Here is a 19876-nt window from a genome sequence, read left to right on the forward strand (position 1 = left end):
AGGGCTTTTTCTTTTGTTTTCAGTGATTCCCCGGCCGCAAAACACCCCTGTTGCTTGGCGGCAACATCCTCTTCCGAACTTGCGCTTCATTCAATCAATGAATTGAGGCCATTGTTTTTATAAACTATACGTGAAGCACGACGGAGGGGGGGCACCTCACTGTCGTTTCAGTCCGGACCTTCAGTGCGGACCTGAATTGAACGGAAATTGATGTGGGTAACGCGGCCTCCAGCGAGGACCCGGCCCCCTGAACCGACATCTGGAGGTTTACTAATGAAGTTGACGAAGACGCTCTTTCTCGGCTCGGCAGCCGGCCTGATGGCCGTCTCCGGCGCGTTCGCAGCCGATCTTCCCGTGAAGGCCAAGGCGGTCGAATACGTGAGGATCTGCTCCCTGTACGGTGCCGGTTTCTACTACATCCCGGGCACTGACACCTGCATCAAGCTGGGTGGTTATCTGCGCGCTGAAATTGGTCTGAACACTAACAGCATCTATGACTCGCAGCGCACCTCGCCTGCCAGTGGGCGCAATCGCCTGAGCAACTACTACACCATGCGCGCTCGTGAAGATCTCAACATCGACACGCGCACCGCAACCGAGTACGGCGTCGTCCGCACCTTCTTCGATGCGACGTTCTCCTGGACCACCGGCGGTTATCAGGGCACGGGTTCTGGCTTCGGCGGCACCGCCTATACCGGCACGCTGGCCCTCAACAACGCTGGTGCGACCCCGGCTCTGGTCGGTTCGTCGATCAACCCGACTGACGGCGGCACCTCGGGCGGTTCGCTCGGCGTGTACTACGCCTTCATCCAGTTCGCCGGCTTCACCATGGGTAAGGCCGTGTCGCAGTTCGACGCGCCCTGGACCAACTATCCCGGCAACAACTTCGACGGTCTCGTCGGCGGCTCGGGCACCGTTACGGGTGTCAACCAGTTCACCTACACCGCTGACTTCGGTCAGGGCGTGACGGCGGCGTTCTCGGCTGAAGACGCAACTGCGTACTATCAGGCCGGCAACCTCAACATTAGCAGCGCTGCTGGTGCTGCTGCTATCGCCGGTTTGACCACTGGTGCGCTGGGTGCCAACGCCATCGGCGGCTCGCGTTCGCCGAACCTCGTCGGTATGGTGCGTGTCGATCAGGCTTGGGGTCTCTTCCAGGCGTCGGTGGCTGCGCATGACAACCACGTTGCCTACTACGGCGCGACCGAACCGACTGGCCACCCCGACGACAAGTGGGGTTGGGCGGTTCAGCTCGCTCTGTCGATCAAGAACATCCCGACCGGTGCGGGTGACGTGATCAACATTTCGGGCGTCTACACCGACGGTGCCACCCGCTACAACTTCCAGAACCTGGCGGGCGGCTCGTACCTCATGTACGGCAGCTCGGGCGTTGCCTACCAGAGCGTCGCCGCGGTTACCGCTCCGGACACCACGTTCATCACGGGCGGCTCCCAGGAAAGCGTCAAGACCTGGGGCTTCCGTGGCGCTTACACCCACAACTGGGATCCCTACTGGAACACCGCGATCTACGGTGCCTACGCGGCTGCCCAGTTCGGTGGTGGGACTAAGGCATTCCTCTGCGGCGTTGGCGGCATCTTCTCGTCGGTTGCGGGCGTGACCTCGTGCAACCCTGACTTCAACATCGGTCAGGTTGGCTTGATCACCCGCTGGACCCCGGTCAAGAACCTCACGTTCTCGGGCGACTTCACCTGGACCCACGTCGACCAGAAGTATGCTGGCGTCATTGCCGGCGGTACCAACTTCCCGGTCGCCAAGCCGGCCGCGACTTACGAGCTGAAGGATCAGGACTCGTTCACCCTGCTGCTCCGCGCTCAGCGCAACTGGTAAGTTCGGTCGAAAGCAGTTCGACGAAGCACCCGGCGGGCAACCGCCGGGTGTTTTTTTTGGGGGGCGCAGTCGGCGATGCAGGCGATTCGTAGCCCCCGACGGAGATTCGTAGCCCGGAGGGAGTGCAGCGTAATCCGGGTTCTTGCCACGAGCGATAGCGGCCCCGGATTGCGCGGAGCCTGTCATCGGGCGCCGCTTCGCGCCGACCCGTTGGCTCCCTCCGGGCTACGGAGCTCGGCATGTGTCGCTCCCCGTCAACCCCATGGCGGAAAATATTCCGCTTTACCGAAATTCGGATTTGTCGTATGTGTCGCCCATCCCGGCTCATCCTTGAGGGGCGATCATGTGGTCGTCATGTTCGCGAGCCGGGCTTTGCGGTGGACGCGGCAGCGTCGGGGCGCGAGTGGCCAGGGGCAGGGCGGATTGCTCTCCGTGAGCCCTAAGGCTTCGTGCGGACGGACGGCGCTGTCAGGTTCGTCTCGCCTGTAAGTTTTCGGCTCTGTCGACAGGGCTGGGAAAACTGCGGCGAATAGCGGGCCGTGCGTACGGCAAAACCGTGTGGTCCTGGCCGTCGTTGCTACGGTCAAGCCTTGGCGGATGCGGCAGTCGCGTCAACCGGCGCGCTGCCGGCGACTTCTGTAAGGGCGAGGGAGGCCAGAACGAACTCGGCTCCCGGGAGAGCACGGCATAAGCCGTCCAACCATCGCGCAGGGAAGGCCGTGTGTTGGGCTTCACCTGTATGCTGCTGTGCGGTTTCCTTGCGCTACCTTTCGCGCAGCGGACCGCGGGTGCGAGCCGGCACCCGGCCTTCCCTGCGCCCTCTTGGCTTCGAGGGTGGAGAGATCAAGCAAAGCTCGGGCGAATTGCGCCGCGAGATTGTGAAGCTGTGTCCGCGAGGCCGTAGGATGGGTAGAGCGAAGCGAAACCCATCATGCCTCGGCGTTCACGAGAGTTGATGGGTTTCGCTTCGCTCTACCCATCCTACGACGCCGTTCCGAAAATTGCGTTACTGCCTCGTATTCCGTCACTGCGAGCGCGGTGGGGCTCGCGACACTCCGGAAGACTATGCGCGTCTCATCCCTGGCTCGCCACGCGCGCACGGTCGAGATGCTCCTCGATCTTCGGGCGATCGCGGGTGCGCTCGAAGCTGGTGCAGAGCAGCTCTGTCTCTTCGAGCGAAATCGGGGCCCGATACAACCGGCACATGAACTCGGCCGCTGCGCGTCCCTTGCTGGTGCCGGCATGGCCAGGGCTGCGTTCGGCAAGGAACATGCAGTCGCGGCAGATGCTGGCGTCGAGCCGCTGATGGGCCGCGTCGAGATGATTGAGAATCTCGCGAAGCGAGTCGCGCAAGCGAATGCACTCCTCGGTGCCGAGCGCCGTGACCGCGTTCACCACATGGTTGATCGGGTCGTGCTGGTTCAGGCATTTCTCGCCCTGCGCGGTGACATGGAGCACCACGGACCGCTTGTCCTCGTGCGAGGGCTTTCGCACCAAATAGGACTTGCCCTCCAGCGTCTTCACGATCTGCGACGCAGTCGCCCTGGTGGCGCCGATGAAGCCGGCGAGCGCGGAGGGCGTGCGCGAAAACCTGTTGGCGCGGCCAAGAAAGCGCAGCGCCATCCATTCCCGATCGCGCAACCCGTGCTGATTGCCCTCGAAATACCAAGCTCTCGCCGCCTGAACCAGCAGCTCGACAGCCTCACGTGCCAACGGCATGGATTTACCTCGCCCCGGGAATCACTTCTGCGGCGCCCCGGAGCCGCATTCCGCCGATGCACACGAATCTTTTACGGGAGGCCGTATGACCCGCAATGTCCGACTCGCGCGTCATGCCCGGCGTCCGCGCGAAAGCACGGACTGCTCGGCACCCGACTTGGACTGACGGGGATTGCAAGCCGCGACGCGAGACGCGGCGTCGCCGATGGTAGGCCAATCGTGGCGTCGTCGAACGAAAGCCCGAGTTGCCGTCACTGGCGGACGATGGATCGGAGTTGTTCAACCGAAGCCCCTGAAGTTCAAGTCACACGCAGACGTTTCTTTATGTTCACCGAAACGATGAATGAGCTTCCCAACAAAATCAAGTCAAGACACCCAAGGAGACTGGATGTCGCTCGAAGCAATTGTCACGTTCAAGACAATCATCGCGCTTCGGGACACATGATGGTGATCGCAATATGCAGTATAACAAGCGGCCTGCGCGCAAATATACGATGGTTTTGTTTGCACGCTTATTGCCGTCTGTTGTCGGAGCAGCGTGATCGAAGCTTGTGCATGGCGACGATCCGCATCGGCGCGCCGTCCACAACTTGTGCGATCCGCAAGAGAATCGCCAAGGGAACTCGCAGGGTTTGCACGCAGCGGTTGTTGCCGTAATACCCGCAAAATGGGGCCGGTTGGATCACTTTCAACCTGGCCACGCGAATCTCGACCGAATGGATGACGTGCTTGCGACGGAAATGTCGGCGATGATGCATGCACATGCGCGGCGAGCGTGGCGGCACGCATGATCGACTGTCTAGATCATGAGCATGGCTGCAGTGGCGGGCACCAATTGCGCACCTTTGCTAACGCGTTTTCGAGCGAAGCGGCCGCCGGTTCGCGTGAAGAAAATGCGTCAAAACAAGAGCTTCGGTTCTGATTCAAACAGAACCGAAAATGCGCTACTCACCCCTGAGCATGTCCCGGAGCTCGCGGAACGGATCGGCGCTCGGCGGAGCCGAGGCGTCTTGCCGCATGGCGCTGTAGATCCTCGGTACCATGTCGATGGCCTGGTCAAGGCCCGAATCACGTCCCGACTGATATCCGCCCATCAGGCGGAGGTCGCGCGTGTCCTCGTATTTGGCGATCATGGTGCGCAGCTTGCTCACCAATTCGCGCTCCTCGGGGTCCCAGACGTTGTGGGCGAGGCGCGACACCGAGGCCAGCACGTCCACGGCCGGATAGCGCGCCTGGTCGGCGATGTGTCTGGAAAGCACGATGTGGCCGTCGAGCGTGCCGCGGATGGTGTCGGCGATCGGCTCGTTGTGATCGTCGCCGTCGACCAGCACGGAGAAAATGCCAGTGATCGAACCGGATCCCTCCTCGCCGGGGCCGGCGCGCTCCAACAGGCGGGGCAGGTCGGTGAAAACAGTCGGTGCATAGCCGCGCGCGACCGCGGGCTCGCCGGCGGCCAGCGCGACCTCGCGGGCGGCGTGGGCGAAACGGGTGATCGAATCGACCACGAGCAGCACCGATTCGCCCTTGTCGCGGAAATATTCGGCGACGGCCATGGCCGTCTTCGGCGCCAGCCGCCGCATCATCGGGCTTTCATCTCCCGTCGATACGATGGTGACGGCGCGGTTGCGGTTGGTGCCGAGCACGTCCTCGATGAACTCGCGCACCTCGCGGCCACGCTCGCCGACGAGCGCCAGCACGACGGTGTCGAAGCCCTGGCTGCGGGCGAGCATCGCAAGCAGCGTCGACTTGCCGACGCCGGAGCCGGCGAAGATGCCGACGCGCTGGCCGGCGCAGATCGGGGCGAACAGGTCGATGACGCGCACGCCCGTGCGCAGCGGCTTGTGCACGCGCGCGCGCTTCATGGCCGACGGCGCCTCGGCCTCGGCCGAGACGGCGCGCGACCCCGGCGTGAGCGGGCCCTGTCCGTCCAGCGGGGCGCCAAGCGCGTTGATGACGCGGCCCTTCCAGCTCGGATCGGGCGCGAACGACAATGGCGGCATCCGGTAGGCGACGGAGCCGAGGCCACCGGCAAATTGCCGGTCGAACGGCTTTGCGATGATGCCGTCGCTGTCGATCCGCACCACCTCGCCGATCTGCGGCTTGCCGCCGGAATTGACGCCGATGAGTTCACCGAGCCTGACGAAACGCGACAGGCCGGAGACGCGGAAATGCGTCGGCGCGATCTCGGAGATCGCGCCGCTGACGCTGGCCAGGGGAGTGCTCTGCTGAAGCTCCAGCAGCGCCCACTCGAGTTGCCGAAGAGCGTTCAAGGAAACCGTCCACCCTCAATGCGCGCGCGGCGCAAACTACTTGCAGGTCTATTTGCCCGGCTCGCCCAGCGTCCGGATTGCGTTCTGGAGCGAGCTCTCGGTGCCCTCGATCATCGAATTGGTGCCGTCGAAGGCACGCGAAGCCGCGATCAGCTTCGTCAATTCCATCATCGGATTGGCGCCGGAGCCCTCGACATAGCCCTGCTTGAAGCCGTCGCGGGAGAAATCGGCGATGGCGGTCGCAGGCCGGTCGGGCGTGACGCCGGAATTGCCGTAGCGCTCGAGATTGGCATCAGCGGGGATGTTGAACAGGCCGATGGTGCCGATCTCGTTGTTGTCCTGGGTGATCGCGCCGCTGCGCGCGACCGAGATCGGTCCGCCGTTCGGGTCGAGCGTGATCTGCGCGCCGCCGGCGTCGATGACCGGGAAGCCGGCCACGGTCTGAAGATCCCCGTTGGGAGCGATCTGGAGGCGGCCGTCGCGGGTATAGACCGTGCCGTTCGGGCCGGCGAAGGCGATCCAGCCCTGGCCGACCACGGCGACGTCGAGCGGGTTGCCGCTTTCGGTGATGCTGCCTTGCTCGCGCGAGATGATGTTGTCGCCGGGCGAGGAGAAGGCGACCGGGTTCGCGCCGGCCTTGGACAGCACCGTCTCGAACTTCACCACGTCGGTGCGGAACGCCGACGTGTTCACGTTGGCGACGTTGTTGGCGATCGTCTGGAGGCGCTTTTCGAGCGCGACCTGCGCCGACAATCCCACATAGAGAGCCGATTGCATGACTTACCTGTTGAATCGAATGTTCTGAAGCGTCGTGAGCATGTCGGTATCGAGGTTCACCGATGTCGACGCGCCGGCGATCAGTACCAGGGCGGGGTTGGTGGAGTTGTCGCTCTGGGCCTGGGTCGCATCCCACATCGCGGCAAAGCGCTGCACGAATTTGGTGACCTTGATCGGGTCCTGGAACTCGGTGAGATCGATCTTGTCCGTGATCATCTTGGCCTGGGCGTCGATGTCGGACGAGCTGATCGTCGACGACCAGCCCATGGCGGTCTGGACCACCTGGGTCAGCGCCTTGTCGGCGAGGATCTGGTAGGCGTTCGTGATCGTGGAGGCCTTGCGGGTGAAATAGAGCGCGAGCCGCAGGCCCTCGTTCTGGTTGCCGGCGTTCTCCTCCAGCGTCTGCGTGACGTATTGGGTCGCCGTGCCGGTCGTGGCCGCGGTGGTCGAGGTCGCCTGGTCGCCGAGAGCGGCGAAATTGAAGGCGGTGGCGAACTGCCGGTAGCGGGTGTCGGAGAGCTTGTTGGCGAAAGCGTCCTTGTCCGAGACCCCCTCGGTCAGCACCTTGCGCATGAACGCCTTGGCATAGGTCATGTCGCTAAGGCCATAGGCCTTCATCGCATAGGAATAGAGGCGGTAGTCGTTCAGGAAGTCGTCGATCGTCTTCACGTTGCCGATATGGCTGAGGAAGTAATCGGTATCGCGGCTGACATCGGGCTGCGTCGCGACCTGCGTCATCGACTTGCTCATGTCCGTGGTCAGTCTGGTGTAGTCCGCGATGGTCGATAGCATGGCACGCGCCCCTTTGGCCGCCTTTGCGACCTGTCCCAAGCTGCCGCCAATTGCTTGCGCGGGGCTGGCGATGCGGCAAGCCAGCTTCGCGCAAGCGTCGCCGACTAGAGATTCCCGGTGGGATCGGCGATGGAGCGGCGTGTTGGGCAGTTTCGTGGGGATTTTCATCACGGTAGCGGCGCTGCTCGGCGGTTTTGCCGCCATGGGCGGGCACTTGGCCGTGCTGATGCAGCCTTGGGAATTCGTGATCATCATAGGCACCGCGGTCGGCACCTTCATCCTGGCCAATCCGTGGAAGACGGTCGTCGACAGCGGGGTTGCCTGCATGCAGGCCATCACCAACGCGGTGCCGGGACAGCGCTATTACCTCGACCTGCTCGGGGCGCTGCACGCCCTGATGCGTGAGCTGCGGGGCAAGGGCCGCAACGAGGTGGAAGCGCATATCGACGATCCCTCGTCGTCCGAGATCTTCAAGGCGTTTCCCAGCGTGCTCGGCGACCCGTCGCTGCTCCAGTTCATCTGCGACTATGTCCGCCTCATCATCATGGGTAACGCGCGCACGCACGAGATCGAGGCGCTGATGGACGAGGAGATCCACACCATCGTGAAGGGCAAGCTGGCACCTTACCATGCGCTGGTGACGGTGTCCGAGGCGATGCCGGCGCTCGGCATCGTCGCCGCGGTGCTCGGCGTCATCAAGGCGATGGGCGCGCTCGACCAGTCGCCGAAGCTGCTCGGCGGCTTCATCGGCGCGGCCCTGGTCGGTACCTTCGCAGGCATCTTCATTTCCTACGGTGTGCTTTCGCCCTTCGCGATCAAGATCAAGATGACGCGCGAGAAGAAGTGCAGGCCCTACATCATCGTCAAGCAGACGCTGCTGGCTTTCATGAACGGCGCCATGCCGCAGATCGCGGTCGAGCACGGCCGCAAGATGATCTCGAGCAGTGAGCGTCCCTCGATCGACGTCGTCGAGAACGAGACGATCGCGGGCCCCAAGGCTGTCCCGACCGAGGCTGAACCGAAGGCGGCCCGCGCATGACGATGGAAGACGTCGAGGTCGATCAGCGGAAGCAGCTGCCGAACTACCTGCTCGATGCGGCGGGTATCTCGATCGAACGCATGCCGATGCTCAATGTGATCTTCGATCGCATGGCGGCATCGTGCACCGACAGCCTGCAACCGATGGCCGGAACGCCGTGCTATTTCTCGGTCAACGGCATCACCAACGACCCCCTCGGCGACATCATCAAGGACTACGAGGGCAACGCGGTCGCCGCCGTGCTCTATGCCGAGCAGTGGGATTCGCGCGTCATCATCATGCTGGACCGCGACTTCGTGTTCACGATGGTCGAGGCGATGTTCGGCTCCGACGGGGCCGAGCCGCCGCTCGATGTCGAGCGCACTTTCTCGAACATCGAGATCCGCCTGGTCCAGGCGCTGTTCGAGCGGTTCGCCAAGGCGCTGCAGGGCGCCTTTGCCGGCACGTCCAACGTCACCTTCCGCGTCGAGCGGGTCGAGACGGCGATGGCGTCGCTGGCGATCGGCCGCAGCAGCAACATGTCGATCTGCGCGAACATGATGGTGCAGGCGCTCTATCGCGGCGGCCAGATGTTCCTGATCATTCCGCACTCTGCGCTCAACCCGCTGCGCCAGAAGCTCGCACATGTCGTCGTCAGCGACGGCAGGGCGTCCGATCCGCGTTGGCGCGAGCAGATGGAGAGCGAGGTCAACAAGACCGAAGTGACGTTGACTGCCGTGCTCGACGAGAAGATGATAACCCTCGACGATGTCGTGAAGTTCCACGTCGGCCAGGTGCTCGAGCTCGAAGCCACGCCGCGCACGCTGGCCCGTCTCGAAAGCAACAACCAAGTGCTGTTCTGGTGTCAGATCGGCCAGCTCGATGGCTATTATGCCATGCAGGTGGCAGATCCCGTCGATCAGAAACGGGAGTTCGTCGATGATATCCTATCTCGTTGATGCCGTGCTCTTGATTGCGCTCGCCTTCACCAGCATGCGGGTGACCCGGATGCACCGCGAGCTCGCGCGCTTGCGCAGCTACCAGGGCGAGTTCTCGACCATCGTCCACGAGACGGCAGGCGCCTTCGACACCGTCATCACCGCTGCGCACGATTCCACCGCGAATCTCGGACGGCTCGCCAACGTGCTGAGCACGAAGATCGATCAGGCTCACGAGGCGATTGCGGCACTCGATGCGAGGAGCGGGCTCGCGTCCGCCACAGGCGGCGCCGACGTGAACAAGCATTGAAGCCGGAGCAGGCTGAACACATACGACCGGAGCGTCGCGGCGCTGCGGGGGCGGAACTACCAAGAGGCGATACCACATGGCGCAATCCTTCGACTATGAGTCTGCATCTGCATCGGAAGAGACCGAGGCGTCTCCGCTGGAGCGGCTGGCCGAGATTGCCGCGCGCACGGCCGAGGAGACCGGCAAGTTCGCCAACGTCGATGCCATCATGCGGATTCCCGTCACCATGCAGGTGGTGCTCGGCTCGGCGACCATTCCGGTTGCGAACCTGATGAAGCTCGGCCGCGGCGCGGTGGTCCCGCTCGACCACCGGGTCGGCGAGCCCGTCGACGTCGTCGTCAACGGCCGCATCGTCGCCCGCGGCGAGGTGGTCGTCGTCGAAGAGGACAACTCCCGCTTCGGCGTCTCGCTCACGGAGATCGTCGGACCGCTGGGGCAGGGTGATACCTGACCATGGCGGCACAGGTCGCTCCCATCAAGCAGCGAGGCGTTGCCACGCTGGGTGGAACGGAAAAGGTCGCGGCGCTCCTGCTGGCCATGGGCCGGCAGGCGGCCGCGAGCGTGCTCGCGCAGTTCGAGCCCCAGGATATCCGCATCGTCACCAAGGCGGCGGCCGAGTTGCGGCCGATCACCGCGCAGGAACTCGAGGGGATCGTCGAGGAATTCGCCCAGCAGTTCTCGATGGGCGCCAACATCCTCGGCACGCTCGGCGGGCTCGAGGCCGTGCTCGGTGACGTGCTTCCGGCCGACCAGGTCACGGCGATCATGTCGGACCTGCTCGGCAATTCGAGCCGCTCGGTGTGGGACCGCGTGTCGTCGGTGTCGGAAAATTCGCTGGCAACCTACCTCTCCAAGGAGCATCCGCAGACCGCGGCGCTGATCCTGTCCAAGGTCAAGCCGTCCTGCGCTGCCAAGGTGATGAGCCAGCTGCCGTCGAGCCTGCGCAACGAATTGATGCGGCGCGTGCTCAGCCTCAAGCCGATCGTCGACGACGCGATGAAGGTCCTCGAGAAGACGCTGCACGAGGATCTGACGCTCAACTTCGCCCGCAACCTCGGCGCGGACACCTATGCCCGCGTCGCCGACATCATCAACAAGATGGAGCGCGGCCACATCGAGGACATGCTGAAGAGCCTGTCGGAGAAGCGGCCGAAGTCGGCCGAAGTGCTGAAGGAGCTGCTGTTCACCTTCGACGACGTCATCAATCTGGCCCCGAAGGCGCGCACCATGATCTTCGACCAGGTGCCGACCGACCGCATCGTCGTCGCACTGAAGGGCACCGACAAGCGTTTCCGCGAAACCATCCTGTCCGCGGTTGCCTCGCGCGTTCGCCGTGTCGTCGAGAGCGAACTTGCCATCGGCGAGCCGTCGAACCAGCGCGACGTGCTGGAGGCGCGCCGCGTCATCACCGACCTCGCGCTCGCCCTCGCGGAGAAGGGTGAGATCGAGCTCAACCCCGACCAGGAGGATGAGCTGGTCTTCCGCTGACCGCTGAACGGGCATGGCAGAAACATCCGATCAGGACAGCAAGACAGAAGAGCCGACCGAGAAGAAAGTCCGCGATGCGCTCGAACAGGGCAACATTCCGGTCTCTCGGGAGGCGCCCATCTTCGCCTTGATGGCCGCGCTGATGGTGATCCTGACGTTCCTGATCGGTCGGGGCGTGCAGCAAATAACGCTGACCTTGAAGGGTCTTCTCGACGACCCCGACGGATTCCCGCTCGGCACGGCGGCAGATGCGCAGAACCTCCTCACGGTCGTGGGGCTCGAGGCGCTGCGGTTTCTGACGCCGCTGCTCGTCATCCTCGCCGTGTTCGGGCTGGCGGCCTCGCTGCTGCAGAATGCGCCCAACCTGGTTCTCCAGCGCATCATGCCGGACTTTTCGCGAATTTCTCCGCTCAGCGGCTGGAAGCGGCTGTTCGGAACGCAAGGCCTCGTCGAGTTCGCCAAGTCGATGTTCAAGCTCGCCTCGGTGACCGCCGTCGTCGCCTTCGTGCTGCGCTCGTCCGAGGCGAAAGCCTTCGAGGCGATGTACACCGATCCGGTCGCGCTGCCGGAGATGATCCTCAGCATCGCGATGCGGATCGTCTCGGCGATCTGCATCGCCACCATCGTCCTGGTCGCGATCGATCTCGCCTGGGCGCGCTTCCATTGGCGGCGCGAGCTGCGCATGACCAAGCAGGAGATCAAGGACGAACACAAGCAGGCCGAGGGTGATCCGCTGATCAAGGCCCGCCTGCGCTCGCTGGCGCGTGACCGCTCGCGGCAGCGGATGATCGCCTCGGCGGCGCGCGCGACGCTCGTGATCGCGAACCCGACGCACTTTGCGATCGCGCTGCGCTACAAGCGCGAGGAGAACGCGGCGCCGCTGGTCGTCGCCAAGGGCATGGACGTGATCGCGCTGAAGATCCGCGAAGTCGCCGAGCAGAACCGGATTCCGGTGATCGAGAACAAGGCTCTGGCGCGCGCGCTCTACGAGGCGGTTCAGGTCGATCAGGTGATTCCGGCCGAATTCTTCCGGCCCGTCGCCGAGATCATCTACTTCCTGCAGTCGAAGCAGGCGCCGCGGCCCGAGAAGGTCCAGTAGATTTCCTGGGATGGCGCTTCGCGCAACAGCTTGACGAAAGCTTAACGCCCTAGGGTTCTCCCGAATGGACCAGAATGGGGCTGTCGTGGGACCGCTTTATCTCTTCGAACTCGCATCGTCGCAGGCGCGTTACCTCGAACTCCGCCAGCAGACCATCGCGACCAACGTCGCCAATGCGAACACGCCGGGCTTCAAGGCGCGCGACGTCGAGCCCTTCAACAAGGTGCTCGACACGATGCCGGTCCGGCTTGCGACGACATCGCCGTCGCACTTGCAGCTGTCCGCGGCCGAGACCGACACGCGCGCGACCGCCAAGAAGGACAGCTGGGAAGTGGTCCACTCCGGCAACTCGGTCAGCGTCGAGCAGGAAATGATCAAGGGCAACGACGTCAATCGCGACTACTCGATGAACGCGGCCGTCGTGCGGTCGTTCCACCGCATGCTGCTATCGAGCGCGAAGACCTGAGGTGAATTGACATGCTGGACGCACTGAGTGCTTCTCTGACGGTCGCGAGCTCCGGGCTCGAAGCGCAGTCGACGCGCATGCGCATCGTCTCGGAAAACCTCGCCAACGCCACGTCGACCGGCCGCACGGCCGGCGCCGATCCGTATCAGCGCAAGACCATCACCTTCGATGCCGCGATGGACCGTGCCTCCGGCGCCCAGCTCGCGAAGGTCAAGGAGATCGGCGTCGACACCACGCCTTATCGCGTCGAGTACGATCCGGGCCATCCCGCCGCCGACAAGGCCGGCTACGTCAAGCTGCCGAACGTCAACATGATGATCGAGATGGCGGACATGCGCGAAGTCAACCGGTCGTATGAAGCCAATCTCCAGGTCGTGAAGCAGGTGCGCTCGATGCTCGGCATGACCATCGACCTTCTGAGGAGCTGACAATGCTTGAAGCGATTTCATCCACCGCGATCTCCGCTGGGCAGGCCGCGTCCCGCGCGACCGAGACCCAGGCTATCGCGCCGGCGGCGCCGACTGCGGTCAAGGCAGGCGACGATCTCGGCTTCGAGTCGGTGATGAAGCAGGTGACGACGGACGCGATCGGCACGCTGAAGGCGGGCGAGGCGGCGTCGATCTCGGCGATGCAGGGCAAGGAGTCGACGCGGAAGGTCGTCGAGGCGCTGATGTCGGCCGAGCAGGCTATGCAGACGGCGGTCGCAGTCCGCGACAAGGTCGTGCAGGCCTACCAAGAAGTCGTTCGGATGTCGATTTGATCTGAGGGAGTGACGATCGTGAAATCGCTCGCCATTGCGGCCACGGGCATGAACGCCCAGCAGACCAACATCGAAGTCATCGCGAACAACATCGCCAACATCAACTCGACCTCGTACAAGCGGGCGCGCGCGGAATTCACCGATCTGTTCTATCAGATGGACCGCATGCAGGGCGTCGCGAACGTCAACGGCTCCTCGCCGATCCCGGAAGGCGCCAATCTCGGCCTCGGCGTCAAGTCGGCGGCGATCCGCAAGCTGCACATCCAGGGCGCGCTGACGCAGACCGGCAACCCCTATGACCTCGCCATCAACGGCCGCGGCTGGTTTCAGGTGCTCGGTCCCAACAACGAGGTGCAATACACCCGCGCGGGCTCGTTCAACACCAATGCCAACGGCCAGCTCGTCACCATCGACGGCTACCTGCTCGACCCCGCGATCACGGTGCCGCAGGGAACGGTGCAGGTCACGGTCAACCAGACCGGACAGGTGTTTGCCAAGCTCGATACCGAAATCAACCCGCGGCAGATCGGCCAGCTCAACCTCGCCAATTTCGCTAACGAAGCGGGCCTCGAGCCGCTCGGCGGCAATCTGTATCGGGAGACGACGGCATCAGGTACGCCCGTCGTCGGTCTGCCGGGCGATTCCGGCTACGGCAAGATCAACCAGCAATATCTCGAAGCCTCGAATGTCGATCCCGTCAAGGAGATCACCGAATTGATCTCGGCGCAGCGCGCCTACGAGATGAATGCCAAGGTCATCCAGGCCTCGGATGAAATGGCCTCGACCGTATCGAAGGGCCTTCGCTAGTTCCGGTGTTTCCATGTTGAACAGGGTGGGCCTGATCGTGCGCGGGTTGGCCGCCGTGCTGCTGGTTCTCGTCTCCACGCGCATCGCCGTGGCCGAGGAGAAGCGGCTTCCCGTGCCGGCCGTGTCGATCCGCGCCGGCGAGCTGATCCGGGACGACATGATCACGGAGCGCGTCTTCGCGCCGAACGTGCTCGGCGTTGCCATGTTCATCGAAGGACGCCAGGTCCTGGTCGGCCGGATGGCGCGGCGCAACTTGCTGCCGGGCCAGCCGATCCCGACCAATTCGGTGGAAGAGCCCTGGACCGTCGCACGCGGCGCCATGGTCAAGGTCGTGGTCGAGGACAGCGGCCTGTCGATCGTCACTTACGGCTCGGCGATGCAGCAGGGCGCGCCTGGCGCGCTGATCCCGGTGCGCAACACCGATACCGGCGTGATCATCAGGGGCATCGTCCAGCCGGACGGCACCGTCAAGGTCGTGGACGGGTCATGACCAGGTTCCTGCTCGCGCTCGTCCTCCTGCTCTCCGCCGCCAGCGCCCAGGCCGCCGTCCGCATCAAGGACATCGCGGACATCAAGGGGCTGCGCGAGAATCAGATCGTCGGCTACGGCCTCGTCATCGGCCTGAACGGCACCGGCGACACGCTCCGCAACGCGCCATTCACGGAACAGTCCCTGCAATCGATGCTCGAGAACATGGGCATCAACGTCAGGAACGAAACAACGAGCACCAACAATCCGCCGCGTCCGACCACGCTGCGCACGCGCAACGTCGCGGCCGTGATGGTGACCGCCGATCTGCCGCCCTCGATCGGGCCCGGCGAGCGCATGGACGTGACGGTGTCCTCGCTCGGCGATGCGACCTCGCTGCTCGGCGGCACGCTGGTGATGACGTCGCTGCGTGCGGCCGACGGTGCGGTCTATGCCGTGGCGCAAGGAGCGGTCACGGTCGCCGGCTACAGCGTCGGAGGCCAGGCGCAGAACGTCAGCCAGGGCACGCCGACCGCGGGACGCATTCCGAACGGCGCGCTGGTCGAGCGCGCGGTGCAGGGAAGTCTCCACGAGATGGAGTTCCTGGTTCTGGAGCTCAAGAATCCCGATTTCGTCACCGCGACGCGCATCCTCGACGCCATCAACCGCTACGCCGGCGGCCGCTATCGGGCGCAGATCGCCTTCGAGCGCGACTACCGCACGATCGTGCTGTCGAAGCCGCGCTACGTCGGGCCGGTCCGCTTTCTCGCGGAAGTCGGCGAGCTGACGGTCGAGCCTGATACCCCGGCGCGGGTGGTGATCAACGAGCGTACCGGAACGGTGGTGATCGGACGCGACGTTCGCATCTCGACCGTCGCCGTGACGCACGGCAATCTGACGGTTCGTGTCACTGAGCTTCCGGTGGTGTCGCAGCCCGCGCCGTTCTCTCAGGGGCAGACGGTCGTCGTGCCCCAGACCATCGTCGAGGCCAACGAAGCCGGATCGCAGGTGGCGATCCTCAGCGGCGTCGATCTCCAGCGCCTCGTGCGCGGCCTGAACCAGATCGGCCTGAAGCCGTCGGGCATCATCGCGATCCTCCAGGCCATCAAGACCGCCGGTGCGCTCCAGGCCGACGTCATCGTGCAATGATGCACAAGCGTCGTGCAAGCTTGGTCGCTCAATGCTCAGGTCTCGACCGAGAATCGCACGCGACCCGATGCTGAAGCTGGATCACAAAGCCAAACTCCTCGTCCTGGTCGCGGCGTTCGCGTTTGCGGGCGGATCGCCCGTGCTGGCGCTGGACGAGGGCAAGCCGACGAAGCCGCTCAACCTGCTCTCGTTCGCGCGCGGCCGCGCGGTGGGAGCGCAGAAGCCGTCTGCATCGGCGGCGCCGATATCGGGCGACAATGCGTCGATCCGCGCGACGGCGTGGGCGGCCGAAGACCAAGGTCCCGCGGTCACCGGTGCGGTGCCGGCCCCTGCGACGCCTGCACCGACGCCGGCGCCCGCAGCCGCGCCGATACGTCCCGCCAAGCCCGGCAGCGTCACGGCACCGCCGAAGCCTGCGCCGGCGCAGGCCGCCGTGCCCGCGGACAACGAGGTCGCGCTGTTCTGCAGCAACGTTGCCGATCCCGCCGTCGATGCGCGGCTGGCCTGGCAGCTCAAGGAGCTGGAAAAGGCCGAGGCCCAGCTCCGCGAGCGGATCGCCGAGGTCGAGGCCAAGCGCGCCGAATACGAGAAGTGGATGGCGCTGCGCGACGACTTCCTGAAGAAGGCCGAAGCGCAGGTCGTCGAGATCTACTCGCGCATGAAACCGGACGCCGCAGCCACCCAGATCGCCGGCATGGCGGACGAGACCGCCGCCGCCGTGCTCGCCAAACTCAACCCGAGGACATCGAGCGCAATCTTCAACGAGATGGATACGGCGCGCGCGGCGCACCTTGCCGACCTGCTCGGCGGAATGCGCCGCGTGGATGACGGAAAGACCAAATAGATGAAGAAGCCGATCCTCATCCTGTCGCTCCTGCTGTCGTCGGTGCTCCTCGCCGGATGCTTCAATGATCCAGCGGAGGTGCTGACCGGTCCGCGATTGTCGCCGGTCGGCAGCGGCCTCAGGACGCAGGCCGAACCGATCCCGGTGACGCCTCGCGTTCACACGCCCGTCAGCTATCGCTCGACCTGGGACGACGGCACCGATCTCTACCGCGATCCCCGCGCCCGCCGCACCGGCGACGTCGTGACGGTGATCATCTCGATGCAGGACAAGGCCAAGCTCGACAACAAGACCGACCGCTCGCGCGATTCGCAGGTCAAGTTCGGGCTGGACTGGCTGATGGACGTTGCCGGATGGAAGGACAAGGGCCAGGCCAACGCCAACCTCTCGACCAACACCCAGATCAAGGGCAATGGCCAGATCGATCGCACCGAGGACATCAAGCTGTCGATCGCGGCCGTCGTCACCGACGTGTTGCCGAACGGCAATATGATGATCAGCGGCTCGCAGGAATTCCGCGTCAACACCGAGATGCGCGTGCTCAACGTCGGCGGCATCGTGCGCCCGCGCGATATCTCGCGTACCAACACGATCTCCTACGAGAAGATCGCGGAGGCGCGCGTCTCCTACGGCGGCCGCGGAAATCTGTCTGACGTGCAGCAACCCGGATGGGGACATCGGATCTATGACGCCGTGGCACCATTCTGAGAATAGCGGCGGCCGGGCCGCGTCGCGAGGGCTGGGGACGTGATGCGCCTGATCGCGGCCATTGTGGTGCTGACCCTGATCGCGATCGGCGCGGGCGCGATCGCCGGGCTGCATCTATTTGCGGCCGCGGAGCGCGTCGCCGACGCGAAGAAGACCGCCGCGCCGCCGCCTCTTGCCACGAGTTACGCCGGTAGCGCGCGGCTCAGGAAACTGTCCCCGATCGTGACCAATCTCGGCGCACCGTCCAACAACTGGGCGCGTATCGAAGCCTCCATGGTGACCGATAGCATGAGCGACGAGGATGCCGGCATCCTGGCGGCCCATATCAGCGAGGACATCGTGACCTATCTGCGGTCGGCGTCGGTCGGCCAGTTCGAGGGATCCCGCGGGCTCCAGCATTTGCGCGACGACCTGACCGAGCGCGCCAACATTCGCTCGTCGGGCAAGGTCCGCGAATTGATCATTGAGACGTTGGTGATTCAGTGAAATTGAGAGTCCTGCTGCTCGCGCTGGTCCTGGTCGTCCTGCCCGAGGTGGCGTTCGCCCAGATTCCGGACCTCAACTCGCTGCTGCCGCCCGGCAACGGCTCGACCAGCGGCCGGATCATCCAGCTGATGGCGCTGATCACGGTGCTGTCGGTGGCGCCGGGACTGCTGATCATGGTGACGAGCTTCACGCGGTTTGCGGTGGCGCTGTCGTTCCTGCGCTCCGGTCTCGGCCTTCAGACCACGCCGGCCAATCTGGTGCTGATCAGCCTCGCGCTGTTCATGACGTTCTACGTGATGGCGCCGACCTTCGACCGCGCCTGGGAGACCGGCGTCCAGCCGCTCATGAAGAACGAGATCTCGGAGGAAGAGGCCTATCTGAAGATCACCGATCCGTTCCGCGAGTTCATGCTGGCGCATGTCCGCGACAAGGATCTCCAGACCTTCGAGGCGCTCGCCGCCGAGAGTTTTCGCAAGAAGTTCGACGACAAGCGCATCGATCTGCGCGTCATCATTCCGGCCTTCATGATTTCCGAACTCAGGCGCTCGTTCGAGATCGGATTCCTGATCATGCTGCCGTTCCTGGTCATCGACATGATCGTGGCGACGCTGACGATGTCGATGGGCATGATGATGTTGCCGCCGACGATCCTCGCGCTGCCGTTCAAGATGCTGTTCTTCGTGCTGATCGACGGCTGGAATCTGCTCGCCTCGGGCCTGGTGCGGTCGTTCTCGTAAGGCGGCGACCGCCCGCGCGGCCGGTTATGGTTAGCGAGAAGTACCGCATCATGGTTAGCGGTGGGTAATGTTAACCATATGATTTTGCTGAGAAATTCAAGCCGATCTTAAGCTGCGCGCAAGATTCGGCGTGCTAGCAATGCGGCACGGCGGGTTGGACCCCACCCACTTCAGTCCAAAGGCATGATGCCGCCCCTCCGTACCGGTGAAAGCCCGGTATGTCCCCTCGTGAAAATGTAACGCGTACATAAAGGGACATCGCAATGTCACTGCTTACGAACTCGACCGCCATGACCGCACTCCAGACCCTGCGGTCTGTGGGCTCGCAGCTCTCCACCACGCAGAACCGGATTTCCACCGGCCAGCGCGTGGCCACCGCCTCCGACAACGCCGCTTACTGGTCGATCGCGACCTCGATGCGCGCCGACAACGCCGCGCTCTCCGCCGTCTCCGACTCGCTCGGTCTGTCGGCCGCGACCGTCGACACCGAATACACCGCTCTGAACACGGTTATCGGCGACAAGAACTCCGGCTTGGTCAAGCTTCAGTCGCTGCTGGTCGAAGCCAAGACCGCCGGTATCGACCGCACCAAGATCCAGGCCGACATCACCCAGATCCAGCAGCAGATGAAGAGCACCGCCGATGCGGCGACCTTCAACGGCGTGAACTGGCTGAGCACGACCGCCTCGACGCCGGCGACGGTCGACCTTGTGTCGTCCTACTCCCGCGTCAAGAGCACGCCGACCACGGGCGCGATTACCCTGACGGTCTCCGCCTACTCGCTCTACACCGCGACCTCCAGCGGCATTCTGGACACGCAGGCCAGCGGTGTGTCGGTCGCCAACATGAAGATCGGCACGCTGAACGATGCACCGACCGACCAGGCCGTGCTCGATACCTACATCGCGCAGGTCACCGCTGCGATCAACTCGGCCGCTTCGGCCGCCGCCGATCTCGGCGCGGTCAAGAACCGTATCTCGACCAACACGGAATTCGTCAAGTCGCTGATGGACTCGGTTGATCGCGGTATCGGCCAGCTCGTCGACGCCGACATGAACCAGGAGTCCACCCGTCTGGCGGCCCTCCAGGTCCAGCAGCAGCTCGGCGTGCAGGCGCTTTCGATCGCCAACAACAGCAGCCAGAGCATCCTGTCGCTGTTCCGCTAAGCCGAACGACAATCCGGGGAGGGCCG

The 19876-nt window shown here is 64.1% G+C and carries 22 protein-coding genes; 18 read left to right on the plus strand and 4 right to left on the minus strand.

The genetic code is table 11. From position 1 onward, the window contains the following. Positions 1–273 precede the first annotated feature (273 nt). Complete coding sequence (locus QA642_RS09680) at positions 274–1848, plus strand: porin (protein WP_283084444.1); 1575 nt, start codon at positions 274–276, stop codon at positions 1846–1848. Positions 1849–2922: 1074 nt separating this feature from the next. Here the strand turns inward: QA642_RS09680 and QA642_RS09685 are convergent. The 4 genes from QA642_RS09685 to QA642_RS09700 form a co-directional block, all read right to left on the minus strand. Further along, on the minus strand, positions 2923–3567 hold the full coding sequence (locus QA642_RS09685; protein ID WP_283084445.1) for a MarR family transcriptional regulator: 645 nt from the start codon (positions 3565–3567) through the stop codon (positions 2923–2925). Between the two features lie 944 nt (positions 3568–4511). After that, positions 4512–5837, minus strand: coding sequence for a flagellar protein export ATPase FliI (gene fliI, locus QA642_RS09690; protein ID WP_283084446.1), 1326 nt, complete (start codon positions 5835–5837; stop codon positions 4512–4514). 48 nt (positions 5838–5885) lie between these two features. After that, the gene (flgF, locus tag QA642_RS09695) at positions 5886–6614 is read right to left on the minus strand and encodes a flagellar basal-body rod protein FlgF (RefSeq protein WP_283084447.1); all 729 of its coding nucleotides are present in this window, start codon (positions 6612–6614) and stop codon (positions 5886–5888) included. A gap of 3 nt (positions 6615–6617) precedes the next feature. Further along, positions 6618–7406: a DUF1217 domain-containing protein gene (locus QA642_RS09700; protein WP_283084448.1), complete on the minus strand. Its 789-nt coding sequence runs from the start codon at positions 7404–7406 to the stop codon at positions 6618–6620. A gap of 142 nt (positions 7407–7548) precedes the next feature. On the opposite strand from QA642_RS09700, the gene motA reads away from it, so the two are divergent. The 17 genes from motA to QA642_RS09785 all read left to right on the plus strand — a co-directional run bounded on the left by motA (position 7549) and on the right by QA642_RS09785 (position 19850). Continuing rightward, a complete protein-coding gene (motA, locus tag QA642_RS09705; protein WP_283084449.1) occupies positions 7549–8445 on the plus strand; it encodes a flagellar motor stator protein MotA in 897 nt (298 codons plus the stop codon). Then, positions 8442–9383 (plus strand): FliM/FliN family flagellar motor switch protein, encoded by a 942-nt coding sequence (locus tag QA642_RS09710; protein WP_283084450.1) that lies wholly within the window; start codon positions 8442–8444, stop codon positions 9381–9383. Before motA ends, QA642_RS09710 begins: the two co-directional genes overlap by 4 nt. Next, positions 9364–9672, plus strand: coding sequence for a hypothetical protein (locus QA642_RS09715; RefSeq protein ID WP_027565133.1), 309 nt, complete (start codon positions 9364–9366; stop codon positions 9670–9672). The genes QA642_RS09710 and QA642_RS09715 overlap by 20 nt, the downstream gene beginning before the upstream one ends. A 76-nt stretch (positions 9673–9748) precedes the next feature. Further along, on the plus strand, positions 9749–10123 hold the full coding sequence (gene fliN, locus QA642_RS09720) for a flagellar motor switch protein FliN (protein ID WP_283084451.1): 375 nt from the start codon (positions 9749–9751) through the stop codon (positions 10121–10123). A 2-nt stretch (positions 10124–10125) separates the two neighbouring features. After that, a complete protein-coding gene (locus QA642_RS09725; RefSeq protein ID WP_283084452.1) occupies positions 10126–11160 on the plus strand; it encodes a flagellar motor switch protein FliG in 1035 nt (344 codons plus the stop codon). A 13-nt stretch (positions 11161–11173) separates the two neighbouring features. Next, positions 11174–12259, plus strand: a complete 1086-nt coding sequence (gene flhB, locus QA642_RS09730) for a flagellar biosynthesis protein FlhB (protein ID WP_283084453.1) — start codon at positions 11174–11176, stop codon at positions 12257–12259. Positions 12260–12323: 64 nt separating this feature from the next. Beyond that, positions 12324–12725 (plus strand): flagellar basal body rod protein FlgB, encoded by a 402-nt coding sequence (gene flgB / locus QA642_RS09735; RefSeq protein ID WP_283084454.1) that lies wholly within the window; start codon positions 12324–12326, stop codon positions 12723–12725. A gap of 11 nt (positions 12726–12736) precedes the next feature. Continuing rightward, positions 12737–13153, plus strand: a complete 417-nt coding sequence (gene flgC / locus QA642_RS09740) for a flagellar basal body rod protein FlgC (protein ID WP_212348702.1) — start codon at positions 12737–12739, stop codon at positions 13151–13153. 2 nt (positions 13154–13155) lie between these two features. Then, positions 13156–13485 carry a flagellar hook-basal body complex protein FliE gene (locus tag QA642_RS09745; RefSeq protein ID WP_283084455.1) on the plus strand — a complete coding sequence of 110 codons (330 nt, stop codon included), beginning with the start codon at positions 13156–13158 and terminating at the stop codon, positions 13483–13485. Between the two features lie 18 nt (positions 13486–13503). Next, the gene (gene flgG / locus QA642_RS09750; protein WP_283084456.1) at positions 13504–14292 is read left to right on the plus strand and encodes a flagellar basal-body rod protein FlgG; all 789 of its coding nucleotides are present in this window, start codon (positions 13504–13506) and stop codon (positions 14290–14292) included. A gap of 13 nt (positions 14293–14305) precedes the next feature. Beyond that, positions 14306–14782, plus strand: coding sequence for a flagellar basal body P-ring formation chaperone FlgA (gene flgA, locus QA642_RS09755; RefSeq protein WP_283084457.1), 477 nt, complete (start codon positions 14306–14308; stop codon positions 14780–14782). Then, complete coding sequence (flgI, locus tag QA642_RS09760; RefSeq protein ID WP_283084458.1) at positions 14779–15909, plus strand: flagellar basal body P-ring protein FlgI; 1131 nt, start codon at positions 14779–14781, stop codon at positions 15907–15909. The genes flgA and flgI overlap by 4 nt, the downstream gene beginning before the upstream one ends. Positions 15910–15976: 67 nt before the next feature. Beyond that, positions 15977–16753, plus strand: a complete 777-nt coding sequence (locus tag QA642_RS09765) for a MotE family protein (protein WP_283084459.1) — start codon at positions 15977–15979, stop codon at positions 16751–16753. Beyond that, the gene (gene flgH, locus QA642_RS09770; RefSeq protein ID WP_283084460.1) at positions 16754–17461 is read left to right on the plus strand and encodes a flagellar basal body L-ring protein FlgH; all 708 of its coding nucleotides are present in this window, start codon (positions 16754–16756) and stop codon (positions 17459–17461) included. 42 nt (positions 17462–17503) lie between these two features. Continuing rightward, the gene (locus QA642_RS09775) at positions 17504–17947 is read left to right on the plus strand and encodes a flagellar basal body-associated FliL family protein (protein WP_283084461.1); all 444 of its coding nucleotides are present in this window, start codon (positions 17504–17506) and stop codon (positions 17945–17947) included. After that, the gene (gene fliP, locus QA642_RS09780; RefSeq protein ID WP_283084462.1) at positions 17944–18684 is read left to right on the plus strand and encodes a flagellar type III secretion system pore protein FliP; all 741 of its coding nucleotides are present in this window, start codon (positions 17944–17946) and stop codon (positions 18682–18684) included. The genes QA642_RS09775 and fliP overlap by 4 nt, the downstream gene beginning before the upstream one ends. Before the next feature lie 263 nt (positions 18685–18947). Then, complete coding sequence (locus tag QA642_RS09785; RefSeq protein WP_283084463.1) at positions 18948–19850, plus strand: flagellin; 903 nt, start codon at positions 18948–18950, stop codon at positions 19848–19850. Positions 19851–19876: the final 26 nt, after the last annotated feature.

Source organism: Bradyrhizobium sp. CB2312 (genome assembly GCF_029714425.1).
In the GTDB taxonomy this organism is placed as follows: domain Bacteria; phylum Pseudomonadota; class Alphaproteobacteria; order Rhizobiales; family Xanthobacteraceae; genus Bradyrhizobium.